Below are 12934 nucleotides of genomic sequence, written 5' to 3' on the forward strand. Positions count from 1 at the left end.
GATCATTGGAAAGCCTTTTTGATAGCTCCGCTTGATTGACGGTCACTTGGCCTGCGCGGCGGCCTCCTGGGCGGCGTTCTGGCGGCGCTGCTTGGCGCGCCACTTGTACCAGTCCTCACGACCGAGGATGATCTTGCGCACGCGGACGGACTCCGGGGTGACCTCGACGCACTCGTCCTCGTTCGCGAAGTCGAGGGACTCCTCGAGGCTCATCTTGATCGGCGGGGTGAGGGTCTCGAGCACATCGGCGGTGGAGGAGCGCATGTTGGTCATGTGCTTGGCCAGCGTGATGTTGACATCCAGCTCATCGGGCTTGTTGTTGACGCCGACGACCTGGCCCTCGTAGACCGGGGACTGCGGCTCGACGAAGAAGTTGCCGCGGGCCTGCAGACGCTGCATGGCGTACGGGGTGGCGACACCCTTGCGGTCGGAGACCATGGAGCCGTTCTGGCGGGTCACGATCTGACCGGCCCACGGCGCGTAGCCGGCGGAGATGGAGGCGGCGATGCCGGTGCCGCGCGTAGCGGACAGCAGCGCGGTGCGGAAGCCGATCAGACCACGCGACGGCACGGTGAACTGCAGGCGCACCCAGCCGGAGCCGTGGTTGGACATGGAGTCCATGCGGCCCTTGCGGTCGGCCATGAGCTGCGTGACGGTGCCCATGTACTCCTCGGGCACGTCGATGGTGGTGTTCTCCATCGGCTCGTTGACCACGCCGTCGATCTTCTTGGTGACGACCTGCGGACGGCCGACGGTCAGCTCGTAGCCTTCGCGGCGCATCTCCTCGGCGAGGACGGCCAGCGCCAGCTCGCCGCGGCCCTGCACCTCCCAGGCGTCCGGACGGTCGGTGGGCAGCACCTTGATGGACACGTTGCCGATGAGCTCGCGGTCGAGACGGTCCTTGATCATGCGGGCGGTGAGCTTGTGGTCCTTGCCCTCGGTGCCGGCCAGCGGGGAGTCGTTGACGCCGAAGGTCATGGAGATGGCCGGATCGTCGACGTGGATGAGCGGCAGCGGCTTCGGGTTGTCCGGGTCGACGATGGTCTCGCCGATCATGATGTCGTTGACGCCGGCGACGGCGACGATGTCGCCCGGGCCCGCGGATTCGACGGAGATGCGCTCGAGGCCCTGCGTGCGCAGCAGCTCGGTGACGCGGAAGTTCTCGATGGTGCCGTTGACACGGCTCAGACCGTAGTTCTTGCCCTTCTCGAGCGTGCCGTTGTAGATGCGGACGAGGCCGAGTCGGCCAAGGAAGTCGGAGGAATCGATGTTGGCGACGTGCGCCTGCAGCGGGGCGCCCTCCTCGTACTCCGGGGCGGGGATGTACTTGATGATGTCCTCGAACAGCGGCTCGAGGTTGTCGTTGTCCGGCAGGGCGCCGTCGGCCGGCTGGTTGATGGACGCGTAACCGGCCTTGGCGGCGCAGTAGACGACCGGCAGCTCGAGCAGGTGGTCGAGGTCGAGGTCGATGCCCTCCTCGACGACGTCCTGGGCGAGACCCAGCAGCAGGTCGGTGGACTCGGAGACGACCTCGGAGATGCGGGCGTCCGGACGGTCGACCTTGTTGACGCACAGGATGACCGGCAGCTTGGCCTCGAGGGCCTTGCGCAGCACGAAGCGGGTCTGCGGCAGCGGGCCCTCGGAGGCGTCGACGAGCAGCACGACGCCGTCAACCATCGAGATGCCGCGCTCGACCTCGCCGCCGAAGTCGGCGTGGCCGGGGGTGTCGATGATGTTGAGGGTGATGCCCTCCGGGTGGCCGTACTTGGCGGCCAGCGGACCGGTGTACTCAACGGCCGTGTTCTTGGCGAGGATGGTGATGCCCTTCTCGCGCTCGAGATCGTTGGAGTCCATCACTCGGTCCGGCACTTCCTCACGCTCGGAAAAGACGTGGGACTGCTGAAGCATCGCGTTCACCAGCGTGGTCTTGCCGTGGTCGACGTGAGCCACAATCGCCACATTACGGATATCACCGCGAACCGCCATCGAAACCTCTCTTAGTACTGTTTGTTGATTCGTCGCGTAACCTGCCGACGCCGTGCGGCGTCGGGTCGCTTGCTTGGTATTGTTCCGGTATTTCACCTGCCAATTACACACAAACCGACATGATGATAACCAACCCGTTCGACCGTCGCCTTCACCGCTTGGTCAGGGCGGTGTAGGACTCCTCGATGGCGAGGCTGATGCGTTCGATGTCGACGCGCGTCAGCGGCTCGCGGAAGGTCATGCGCAGGGCGGATTTGGCGATCTGCGGTTCGATGCCCATCGCCAGCAGCGTCGGAGGGATCTCGTGGCGTCCGATCGCGCATGCCGAACCGGACGAGCAGGCGATGCCGCGCGCGTCGAGGTCGACGAGCAGCGCCTCGCCGGTGACGCCGGGAAAGACGAAGGAGACGTGGCCGGGCAGTCGGCGTTCGGGGTCGCCGGTCAGCTCGGCGCGGGGCACGACCCTGCGTACCGCGTCGATGAGCATGTCACGGGATGCGACGAGTTCTCGGTAGTGCGAGGCCATGCGCGTGTTGGACCGGCGCAGGGCGATGGCGAGCGCGACGGCCCCGGCCACGTTCTGCGTGCCGGAGCGCAGGCCGCGTTCCTGCCCGCCGCCGGAGATGATCGGCTCGATGGGCGTGCGTCCGCGTACGAGGAGCGCCCCGAGTCCCTTGGGCGCGCCGAATTTGTGGCCGGAGACGGCGAGCGAGTCGACGTCCCAGTCGCGCATGCGGATGGGGATGAGTCCGGCGGCCTGCACGGCGTCGACGTGGACGGGCACGTGGTGTGCGTGGGCTATCGAGACGATGCGTTCGATCGGTTCGACGGAGCCGACCTCGTTGTTGGCGAGCATCATCGCGACGAGCGTGGTCCGCTCCCCCGCCTCGCCGTCGAGCGCCTGCTCGAGGGCGTCGAGGTCGATGTGGGCCTCGTCGTCGACGGGGATGCGCACGACGTCGAAGCCGAACCAGCGTGCAAGCCAGTCGGCGGATCCGGAGACGGCCGGGTGTTCGATCGACGAGATGACGATGCGCGGGCGGCGGAAGTCAGCCTGAGTGGTGGCGTCGGGAGCGTCGCCGAAGTCATTGCCACCGACGTTGCCGAGACCAAGTTGGCGCATTCTCGCCATGGCGATGCCCTTGACGGCGAGGTTGTCGGATTCGGTGCCGCCGGAGGTGAAGATCACGTCGTCCGGCTTGGCGCCGAGATCCGCGGCGAAGGAGGCGCGGGCCGCGTCGAGTGCGCGCGCCGCGGTTCGCCCGGGCTGGTGGACGCTGGCCGGGTTCGCGTAGGCGTCGGTCAGGAACGGGGTCATCGCGTCGATGACGTCGCGGCTGACCGGTTCGGTGGCGGCCGCGTCGAGGTAGAGCGCTTCGGAGTCGGTCATGATGGTCCTAGTCCAGCCAGTCGAGTCCCAGATCGATGGATCGCACGGAGTGGGTGAGGGCGCCCACGGAGATGACGTCGACGCCGGTGGCCGCCACGTCGGCGACCCGCTCGAGGCTCATGTTGCCGCTGGCTTCGACGATGGCGCGTCCGTCGATCAGTTCGACGCCGCGGCGGGTGTCGTCGAGCGTGAAGTTGTCGAGCATGATGGTGTCGGCGCCTCCCGCGATGACGGCGGGGATCTGGTCGAGCCGGTCGACTTCGACCTCGATGTGCGTGGTGTGTCCGATCTGCTGCCTGACGTGGCGGATCGCGCCGGTCAGGTCGATGCCGCGCGCGGCGAGGGCGGCCAGATGGTTGTCCTTCATCATGACGGCGTCGGACAGACCGTAGCGGTGGTTGTGTCCGCCGCCGCACCGAACCGCGTATTTCTCGAACGGGCGCAGGCCGGGCGTGGTCTTGCGCGTGTCGACGATACGCGTGCGCTCGTAGCGACGGGGTCGTACGACCGGTCCGTTCGCCGCCCGGAACCCGTCGGCGTAGATCGCGTCGACCCGTGCGACGAACGCGGCGGTCATCGTGGCGATGCCGCTCATGCGCTGGGTGAAGTTCAGCGCGACGCGTTCCGCGGTCAGCAGGTCCCTGACCGGACCGGAGACCGCGGCGAGCGTCTGCCCGGCGTGGAAGGGGTCGCCGTCCGCGATGGACGCCGTGACCTCGATCGCGGGGTTCTGCGCGCGGAAGGCCGCGGCGAACACGTCGATGCCGCTCATCACGCCGTCCTCGCGGGCGATGAGGGACGCCGAACCGGTTTCGTCGGCGGGGATGGTGGTTTCGCAGGTCACGTCGCCGTAGGGTGCGTCCTCGGCGAGCGCCGCCTCGACGGCGGTGCGGATGATGTGCTGGGTGAGCATGTCACTCCTTGACGTAGGCGACGGAGTGGGCCCACTCGTCGTGCGGTTCGGGGAAGTCGGTGCGCGCGTGCGCACCGCGCGATTCGGTCCGGGCGAGCGCCGCCGTGGCGCCCACGCGTCCGACGGTGAGCATGTCGCGGTTCTCGAGCGCGGCGATGTCGCCGGACGCGGCGGCCTGGGCGGCATGCGCGTTCGCGGCGGCGAGACCACGACCGAGGTCGTCGATCGCATGGGCGAGTCCTTCGGCGTCGCGCAGGACACCGACGCCGTGCCACATGGTGTTCTGGATGCGGGTGCGGTCCCATAGGTCTGCGTCGCCGTCCGCACCGCCTGCGCCGTCCGTCTCCGGGTCGGCGAGGCGGACGGGTTCGGCGGCGTACGCCTCGCCGGTCGCGGAGTTGAGCAATGGTTCTGGCGACCATACCGTGTCGTCGGTGTCGGCGAGCGCGGCGAGGCCGGCGCGGCGTCCGTAGACGAGTCCTTCGAGCAGCGAGTTGGAGGCAAGTCGGTTGGAGCCCATGACGCCGGTGCGTGCGCATTCGCCGGCCGCGTACAGGCCGGGGATGGACGCGCGGCCGTCGAGGTCCGTGCGTACGCCGCCCATGTAGTAGTGGGCCGCGGGGGCGATGGGGATCGGCTCGCGGCTCCAGTCGAAGCCGAGGGAGCGCGTGTAGGCGTCGATGGTCGGGAATCGGTGCGCGAGGAACGCGGCAAGGTCGGGGTGTTCGGCGCGCATCGGCGAGACGTCGAGCATGACCGGACGTCCGTGCTGGCGCTGCATGACGCGGAAGTTCTCGCGGGCGACGACGTCGCGCGGCGCGAGTTCGGCGCGCGGGTCGACGTCCTGCATGTACCGGTGGCCGTGTTCGTCGAGCAGGATCGCGCCTTCGCCGCGTACGGCCTCGGAGACGAGGAAGTGCTCGCCGACGGCCATGGCGGTGGGGTGGAACTGGTAGAACTCGAGGTCGGCGACCTGCGCTCCGGCGCGCCATGCGGCGGCGAGTCCGTCGGCGGTGGCGACGGCCGGGTTGGTGGTGTACGGGTACATGCGTCCGGCGCCTCCGGTGGCGAGGATGACGCGGGAGGCCTTGACGAACCGGCGTTCCACGCCATTCGCGGCTCTGTCATTCGCTTCGCCTCCGACGAGCAGGTCGACGCCGGCGATGCGTCCGTCCTTCACGACGAGGTCGGTCAGGAAGGCGTGTTCGATGATGTGGATGAGCGGGTTGGCGCGCACCATGGCGGATACGTCGAGTTCGAGCACCCTGCCGGTGGCGTCTCCCCCGGCGTGGACGACGCGCGCCCTGGAGTGGGCCGCCTCGAGGCCTCGCAGCATGTGCCCCTCGGCGTCGCGGTCGAAGTGGACGCCGGCGGCCGCGAATTCGCGCACGCGGTCGGCGCCCTCGCGCGTGAGGATGTCGACGGCCTTCGGATCGCACAGGCCATGTCCGGCGGCGATGGTGTCGGCGGCGTGCAGTTTCGGGTCGTCGTCGGCGAAGATGGCCGCGGCGATGCCTCCCTGCGCGTGGTAGGTGTTCGATTCGACCAGTTCGTCCTTGGCGACCAGCGTCACGTCGTGTCCGGCGCGCGCCACGGCCAGTGCCGCGGACAGGCCGGCCACGCCGGCTCCGATGACGATGATGTTCGTGCCTTCACTCATTGTCTGTCTGCCTCTCAGTGGACGCGCAGCATGCGTTCCAGAGCGACCTTGGCCTCGCGGGCGGTGTCCTCGTCGACGGTGATGCGGTTGACGACGTTGCCGGCCTCGAGGTTCTCCAGCGCCCACGCGAGGTAGGCGGGGTGGATGCGGTACATCGTCGAACACGGGCAGACGACCGGGTCGAGGCAGAACACGGTCTTGTCCGGGTACTGGGCGGCGAGACGGTTGACGAGGTTGATCTCGGTGCCCACGGCCACGGCGGAGCCGGCGGGCGCGTTGGCGATCTCCTTGACGATGTACGCGGTGGAGCCGACGCCGTCGACGGCGTCGACGACCTGCATCGAGCATTCGGGGTGCACGATGACCTTGACGCCCGGGTAGGCCCTGCGGGCGCGTTCGATCTGGTCGACGGTGAAGCGCTGGTGCACGGAGCAGAAGCCCTTCCACAGGATCATCCGCGCGTTCGCGTAGTCGGACGGGTCGGCGGCGCCGCCCATCGCCTTGAACGGGTCCCACAGCGGCATCTGGCTCAGCGGGATGCCCATCGCGCGCGCGGTGTTGCGTCCCAGATGCTGGTCGGGGAAGAACAGGACGCGCCGGCCGCGGGCGAACGCCCATTCGAGCACGGCGTGCGCGTTGGACGACGTGCACACGATGCCGCCGTGGCGCCCGCAGAACGCCTTCAGGGCTGCGGAGGAGTTCATGTAGGTGACGGGGATGATCGGCTGCATGCCGTCGGCGTCCTTGTCGCGTCCGCAGATCTCGCCGAGCTGGTCCCACGCCTCCTCGACCTGATCGATGTTGGCCATGTCGGCCATCGAGCAGCCGGCGGACAGGTTCGGCAGGGTCACGCTCTGTTCGGGCGTGGAGAGGATGTCGGCGGTTTCGGCCATGAAGTGGACGCCGCAGAAGACGATGTGGTCGGCGTCGGGGCGTTCGGTCGCGTTCTTGGCGAGCTGGAAGGAGTCGCCCACGAAGTCGGCGTGCCTGATGATCTCGTCGCGCTGGTAGAAGTGGCCGAGGATGAGCAGCTTGGATCCAAGGCGCCTCTTGGCGTCGACGATGCGCTGCTGGAGCTCGTCCTCGGAGGCGTTGCGGTATTCGTCGGGCAGCACCTGCTGGCGGGGTGCGTTCGCGGGCAGGCGGTCGAGCATCGAGGCGCCGGGCCCGTAGCTGGGCCTGGTGGTGTCGAAGTGCCACGGGTCGAGGGTGAGGCCCGCGTCGCAGGTGCTCTGTGCGCCGAGTCGGGCGATGATCTCGTCGACGGACGGCGCGGTGAATGTTGCGGTCATGGTTGTTCCTTTCTGGTTACGTCTTGTGAAGTCTGTGGATATCGGGATCGCCGGAGCCCTTCAGCGGGCCAGTGCCGACAGCGCGTCGGCCGAGCCGATCCGAGATGTCGATTCGTGCGGACCGTGCGGCTCGCGTGGACCTTGTGGACCGATGCTCCACTGGGCGGGATTCCACAGGTCGCGTCGCTCGCCGTCCGGGTCCTCGGTGCCGTTCGCCGCCCCTGAGACGTACCGGTAGACGGCGGCCGGACGGTGTCGGCCGACACGCTGCTTGGCGCCGGTGTCCTCGAGCTGACCGGAGGCGAGGACCCGGCGTCTGAAGTTCGCCAGATCGATGGACTCGCCGGTGATGGCCTCGTACACGTCGTGCAGCTGGCCGAGCGTGAAGGTCTCGCCGACCAGTCGCACGGCCACGTCGGGGTATTCGATCTTGTTGCGAAGACGCCACAGCGCGTAGTCGATGATGCGACGGTGGTCGAAGGCGAGTTCGGGCAGCTCGTCCTCGGGGAACCATGCGACGTTGTCCCCCTCGACGAGGTCACGCGTCTCGGCCTGTCCGACGAGCGCCCAGTAGACGACGGACACCATCGGCAGTCCTCCGCGCGAGCGGTCGGGGCCGCCGAACGTGTACAGCTGCTCGAGATAGCGCGGATGCATCGAGGTGGTCGATTCGAGCGCCGCGTACGCGCAGTCCTCGAGCGAACGGTCGGCGAAGAGGCCGCCGCCGGGCAGCGCCCAGCAGCCCAGATAGGGCTGGCGCACGCGTCTGACCAGCGGAAGCCACAGACGCCCGCGGCCGGTCTCGCCGCCATCGGGCGCGAGCGCGAGGATGACGACGGAGACGCCCACCTGCGGTGGGGCGAGACGCCGCTCCGAAACGTTGCCGATGCCCATTCGCCCTCTTTTCCCGACATGGATGCCGTCGTTTCCGATCCATTGGACGGGTATGAAGCATAACACCATTTATGGTCATTATGACCATAAATGGAAACGCCCGGAATTCCAAGGAAAAAGGGGAATCGGCTTGCGGCCGATTCCCCTTTTTCCGATTCCGAGAGATCTACAGCGCCGTTTCGACGCCCTCCTCGATCACCTCGCCGGCGTCGGGCAGGAACGGCGCGAGGGATGGCAGGTCGTCGAGGGACGACAGGCCCATCTTCTCCAGGAACAGGTCGGTGGTGGCCAGCAGCGAGGCTCGCGACTCCTCGTCGATGCCGCGTTCGCATATCAGGCCGCGTACGAGCAGGGAGCGGACCACGCCGTCGCAGTTGACGCCTCGGATCGACGAGACGCGCGCCCGAGTGACGGGCTGACGGTATGCGATGACGGCCAGCGTCTCCATCGCCGCCTGACTCAGTCGCGCGGACTGGCCGTCGGTGACGAATGCGGCGACCACGGGCTCGAACTCGGCGCGGCTGGCGAACCGCCATCCACGCGCGGTGTGACGCAGTTCGAACCCCCGTTCAGACATTGCATAGGAGGATTGCAGCCGCTCCAGCGCCTCGGCCACGAGTCGCGACTCGACGCCGAGCACACCCGCCAGATCGGCGGAGTGCTGCGGCTCGCCGGCGGTCATGAGGATCGCCTCGAGACATGCCTTGAGGCCGCCGGGGAACCGCTCCACGCACAATCCCCCGCGCGCCGCCGACGCCGGGCCTGCGGAGCCGGAGGAGCTTCTCTCCTCCACGTCCGCATCCGCATCCTGCCTGTCCATCGCTTCCGTCACGCCCATCAGGCGCCCTCTCCTTCCTCGATCATCCCATCCGTAACCAATACGGCTTTCACCGCAGTTCCATCAACCCACACCCATCGCACGTGCAGCGGCGAATAAGGCCCATCCTGCCGAAACTGGATCGCCCCCTGCTTGAAGAACGCCAGCAGCGCGAGGAAGCGCGCCACCGTCTCGATACGGCCCGAGGCGTCCGCCGTCAGTTCGTCGAAGGTGGAGGATCCGCCCTCCCCCAACGCCACCAGCCGCGTCATGACGAGCCGCGACTGTTCGCGCAGGTCGACCAGCGGCACGTGCAGCTGGTGGACGCTCACCCGATCGGTCGGGGCGGCGGCGATGGCCCGCGCGGCTATCCTCGCCAGCTCGTCCGGTCCGACGTTCCAGTCGAGTTCGGGCAGCATGCCCCGGATGCGATCGTCGACGACGCCCGGATGCGGATAGCGGCCCGAGGCATGGGCCATCCGCTCGCGCAACGCGTGCGACGCCTCCTTGTAGGCGCGGTACTGCAGCAGCCGGGCGAACAGCAGATCGCGTTCGCGCAGCGCCTCCATGCTGGATTCGTCATGCTCGCCCGACACGTCCGCGGGCAGCAGCGAGGCGCTTTTGGCCTCGATGAGCACCGAGGCCACGTCGATGAACGCGCTGGCCTCGTCCATGCCGTCCGAGCCACCATCCGAGCCACCGAAGTCGAGGCCGCGCACGTAGCTGATGAACTCCCCGGTGATCGCCGACAGCGACACCTCGGTCAGTTCGAGGCGCCGGTTCGCGATCATGCCGAGCAGGACGTCGAACGGGCCGGAGTACACGTCGAGATCGACGCGGAAGCCGGCCTCGTCCGCGCTCAGGCGATCACCCCGTTGGCGACGAGCTCGCGGGCCACCTCGCGGTACTCCTGACTGGTCTTGTGGTTCGGCGCGTACATGGTGATCGGCGCGGCGGCCACGGTGGAGTCGGGCAGTTTGATCGAACGGGAGATGACGGTGTGGAACACCTTGTCCTGGAAAGCCTCGTAGATGCGCTGCATGACCTCCTCGCAGTGCAGGGTGCGCGTGAACATCGTCACCAGCACGCCGTACACCTTGAGGTTCGGGTTGATGCGGCTCTGCACCTTCTGGATGGACTGCATGAGCAGGGCCACGCCGCGCAGTGCGAAGAACTCGGCGGCCACGGGGATGATGACGCCGTCGGCCGCGGTCAGCGCGTTCACGGTCAGCAGGCCGAGCGAGGGCTGGCAGTCGATGATGATGACGTCGTATTCGTCCCTCAAGGGGCGCAGCACGCTGTTGAGGATCTGCTCGCGGCCCACTTCGGTGACCAGCTGCACCTCGGCGGCGGACAGGTCGATGTTCGCCGGGATGATGTCGAGGTTCTCGAACGCGGTGCGGCGCACGACGTCATGCACGTCGACGCGCATGTCGAACAGCGCGGTGTAGATGGTGTTGTCGACGGTGTTGGCGTTGATGCCGAGACCGACGGTGGCGGCGCCCTGCGGATCGAAGTCGACGATCAGGCAGCGGCGGCCGTACTGACTCAACGCGCCGGCGATGTTGATGGAACTGGTGGTCTTGCCGACGCCGCCCTTCTGGTTGCACATGGCGATGACCCTCGCCGGCCCGTGCTGCTGCAGCGGGGAGGGGACGGGGAAAGTCTCATATTCACGTCCAAGCATATCCGTAGGCATACTGTTCACCTTATCATTTCCGTCACTGCGCACGTGGATGGGCCGTCAGGTACGCCTCGATGAGGTTCTCCGGGCTGACATGCGTATAGATCTGAGTGGTCGTCACCGAGGCGTGGCCGAGCAGCTCCTGCACGGTGCGCACGTCCGCGCCGCCCTGGATCAGGTGCGTGGCGAACGAGTGGCGCAGCGTGTGCGGATGCAGCGGCTTGTCGATGCGGGCGCGCTCCCCCGCGTTGCGGACGATCTCCCATACCGATTGTCGCGACAGCCGGCGACCCCGTTTGTTGAGGAAGACCGCCCGGCGCTCCGGCGCCGGCGTGTTCCTGATGCGCGCCTCGAGCGCGGGCCGTCCCTTGGAAAGATACCGCTCCATCGCCGCGCACGCGTAGGTGCCGACCGGCACGATCCGCTGTTTGGAACCCTTGCCGGTGAGCCGCACGATATGCGCGTCCTGCAGGTCGAGGTCGTCGAAGTTCACCCCCACGGCCTCGGAGACGCGGGCTCCGGTGGCGTACATGAACTCGAGCAGCGCTCTGTCGCGCAGCATCACCGGGTCGTCACCCTCGACCGGGACCGCGTCGAGCAGGCGCGCCACCTCGTCGACGGAGAGCACGTCCGGCAGCGTGCTCGCCCCCTTGGGGGCCTTGACCGGAGCGGCCACGTCGTCGGCGATCAGATTTCCCGCGAGCGCGAATCGGTGGAGTTCGTGGACCGCGGCGAGTCGTCTGGCCTTGGATCGGGCCGATTCGCCCAGGTCGTCGAGGAAGGCGACGTAGTCCTCCACGTCGTGACGCGTGACGTGCGCGATGTCGTCGACGCCCCGGCTTTCCAGCCAGCCCGCGTATTTCCTCAGGTCGGACTCGTACGCCGTCACCGTGGCGTCGGCGAGTCCGCGCTCGACGCCGACATGCGCGAGAAACCGTTCGATGAGTGCAGGGAATCCATTGACCATGCGTTCCATGGTATGGCATGCGGAAACTGTGATTCATATCACATATACACCCCGATCCCGTCCTTCCATATCACATCAAGACCGAAAAAACAAGACTGTAGTGATCGTTCACATTTCATTAGCGTATGGGCTTTGTCGCGGCGTCGGTCACACGTCCATCGCGCGTTCGACGCACAGCCAGTGGGAAGCACGTCCCAAGCATCCACGCCATACACCACTCAAGGAGCAACCATGCCCATCGCAAGGCACACCATCGCAAGGCCCAACGGCCTGTCCCGCAGGATCGTCGCGGCGGCGACGGCCATCGTCGCGGTGCTCTCGCTGACCGCCTGCGGATCGACCTCGGCCGATACGAGCACGGCGAAGACCGGCAGCGACTCCGCATCGACCTCCGGATTCCCCGTGACCATCAAGCACGCGTACGGCACCACCGAGATCAAGCAGGCGCCCGAGCGCGTGGCCACCGTCGGCTGGGGATCCGACGACGTCACCCTCGCTCTCGGCGTCGTTCCGGTGACCGTTCCCAAGCAGACCTTCGGCAAGACCGAGGACGGCTATCTGCCGTGGGTCAAGGCCAAGCTCGACGACATGAACGTCGCCAAGGCGGACCTGCCCGAACAACATGACGAATCCGATTCGATCGACATGGAGGCCATCGCCGCGGCCCGGCCGGATGTGATTCTGGGCATGCAGTCCGGCATCACCGAGGAGCAGTACAAGACGCTCAGCAAGATCGCGCCGACCATCCCCTGGCAGCAGGCCTCCTGGGGCGACCCGTGGCGCAGTCTGGTCGAGACCACCGCCAAGGTGCTCGGCAAGCAGCAGGAGGGCGAGAAGCTCATCGCCAAGCTGGAGGACACCATCTCCGAGACGGCCGCCAAGTACCCGCAGATCAAGGGCAAGAGCGCCTCCGTCATGTACTTCGATTCCTCCAAGCTCTCGAGCTTCAGCGTGTACACCACGCATGACGTGCGCCCCCAGTTCCTGAACGACCTCGGCTTCGAGACCCCCGAATCCATCAAGCAGATCTCCGAAACCACGGACAGCTTCTACAAGGACATCTCCTCCGAACAGGCCGACCAGTTCGCCGACATCGACGTGATCGTCACCTACGGCACCCCCGACCTTCTGGCCGCCATGCAGAAGGATCCGCTGCTGTCCAAGATCCCCGCGGTCAAGCGCGGCTCCGTGGTGGTGATCGACACCACGACCGAGCTGGCCAACGCGCTCGACGCGATGCCGCTGTCCATCGAGGCCACCACCGGCGACTACGCCAAGCTGCTCGGCGAGGCCGCCTCCAAGGTCAACGGCTGATCCGAAAGGAATCGACG

The 12934-nt window shown here is 67.3% G+C and carries 11 protein-coding genes; 1 reads left to right on the forward strand and 10 read right to left on the reverse strand.

Features of this window, described 5'->3' with window-relative positions:
* Positions 1-42: 42 nt before the first annotated feature.
* From typA to xerD, 10 genes are all read right to left on the reverse strand, one after another.
* On the reverse strand, positions 43-1986 hold the full coding sequence (typA, locus tag BW11_RS00405; RefSeq protein WP_107043229.1) for a translational GTPase TypA: 1944 nt from the start codon (positions 1984-1986) through the stop codon (positions 43-45).
* 151 nt (positions 1987-2137) lie between these two features.
* On the reverse strand, positions 2138-3376 hold the full coding sequence (locus BW11_RS00410) for a cysteine desulfurase family protein (RefSeq protein WP_140444266.1): 1239 nt from the start codon (positions 3374-3376) through the stop codon (positions 2138-2140).
* A gap of 7 nt (positions 3377-3383) precedes the next feature.
* Positions 3384-4289, reverse strand: a complete 906-nt coding sequence (nadC, locus tag BW11_RS00415; protein WP_140444267.1) for a carboxylating nicotinate-nucleotide diphosphorylase — start codon at positions 4287-4289, stop codon at positions 3384-3386.
* A 1-nt stretch (position 4290) separates the two neighbouring features.
* A complete protein-coding gene (nadB, locus tag BW11_RS00420) occupies positions 4291-5949 on the reverse strand; it encodes an L-aspartate oxidase (protein WP_140444268.1) in 1659 nt (552 codons plus the stop codon).
* A gap of 14 nt (positions 5950-5963) precedes the next feature.
* Positions 5964-7241, reverse strand: a complete 1278-nt coding sequence (gene nadA, locus BW11_RS00425) for a quinolinate synthase NadA (RefSeq protein ID WP_140444269.1) — start codon at positions 7239-7241, stop codon at positions 5964-5966.
* Between the two features lie 60 nt (positions 7242-7301).
* Positions 7302-8135 (reverse strand): NUDIX domain-containing protein, encoded by an 834-nt coding sequence (locus BW11_RS00430; RefSeq protein ID WP_181162429.1) that lies wholly within the window; start codon positions 8133-8135, stop codon positions 7302-7304.
* Positions 8136-8301: 166 nt separating this feature from the next.
* On the reverse strand, positions 8302-8967 hold the full coding sequence (scpB, locus tag BW11_RS00435) for an SMC-Scp complex subunit ScpB (protein ID WP_375137611.1): 666 nt from the start codon (positions 8965-8967) through the stop codon (positions 8302-8304).
* Positions 8968-8972: 5 nt separating this feature from the next.
* Positions 8973-9815, reverse strand: coding sequence for a ScpA family protein (locus tag BW11_RS00440; protein ID WP_308810029.1), 843 nt, complete (start codon positions 9813-9815; stop codon positions 8973-8975).
* Positions 9812-10651: a ParA family protein gene (locus tag BW11_RS00445; protein WP_043164308.1), complete on the reverse strand. Its 840-nt coding sequence runs from the start codon at positions 10649-10651 to the stop codon at positions 9812-9814. Before BW11_RS00445 ends, BW11_RS00440 begins: the two co-directional genes overlap by 4 nt.
* Positions 10652-10673: 22 nt before the next feature.
* Positions 10674-11603 carry a site-specific tyrosine recombinase XerD gene (xerD, locus tag BW11_RS00450; protein ID WP_140444270.1) on the reverse strand — a complete coding sequence of 310 codons (930 nt, stop codon included), beginning with the start codon at positions 11601-11603 and terminating at the stop codon, positions 10674-10676.
* 231 nt (positions 11604-11834) lie between these two features.
* Here xerD and BW11_RS00455 point away from each other — a divergent pair, with 231 nt between their 5' ends.
* Complete coding sequence (locus tag BW11_RS00455) at positions 11835-12917, forward strand: iron-siderophore ABC transporter substrate-binding protein (protein WP_140444271.1); 1083 nt, start codon at positions 11835-11837, stop codon at positions 12915-12917.
* Positions 12918-12934 lie beyond the last annotated feature (17 nt).

Origin of the sequence: Bifidobacterium sp. UTCIF-38 (assembly GCF_006454495.1) — a bacterium.
GTDB lineage: Bacteria > Actinomycetota > Actinomycetes > Actinomycetales > Bifidobacteriaceae > Bifidobacterium > Bifidobacterium callitrichos.

Excerpts from the sequence above, each read along its gene's own strand:
- BW11_RS00410 (WP_140444266.1), bottom strand. The coding sequence starts at position 3,376 with ATGACCGACTCCGAAGCGCTCTACCTCGACGCGGCCGCCACCGAACCG.
- BW11_RS00445 (WP_043164308.1), bottom strand. The coding sequence starts at position 10,651 with ATGCCTACGGATATGCTTGGACGTGAATATGAGACTTTCCCCGTCCCC.
- nadB (WP_140444268.1), bottom strand. The coding sequence starts at position 5,949 with ATGAGTGAAGGCACGAACATCATCGTCATCGGAGCCGGCGTGGCCGGC.
- nadA (WP_140444269.1), bottom strand. The coding sequence starts at position 7,241 with ATGACCGCAACATTCACCGCGCCGTCCGTCGACGAGATCATCGCCCGA.
- nadC (WP_140444267.1), bottom strand. The coding sequence starts at position 4,289 with ATGCTCACCCAGCACATCATCCGCACCGCCGTCGAGGCGGCGCTCGCC.
- BW11_RS00430 (WP_181162429.1), bottom strand. The coding sequence starts at position 8,135 with ATGGGCATCGGCAACGTTTCGGAGCGGCGTCTCGCCCCACCGCAGGTG.
- xerD (WP_140444270.1), bottom strand. The coding sequence starts at position 11,603 with ATGGTCAATGGATTCCCTGCACTCATCGAACGGTTTCTCGCGCATGTC.
- BW11_RS00455 (WP_140444271.1), top strand. The coding sequence starts at position 11,835 with ATGCCCATCGCAAGGCACACCATCGCAAGGCCCAACGGCCTGTCCCGC.
- typA (WP_107043229.1), bottom strand. The coding sequence starts at position 1,986 with ATGGCGGTTCGCGGTGATATCCGTAATGTGGCGATTGTGGCTCACGTC.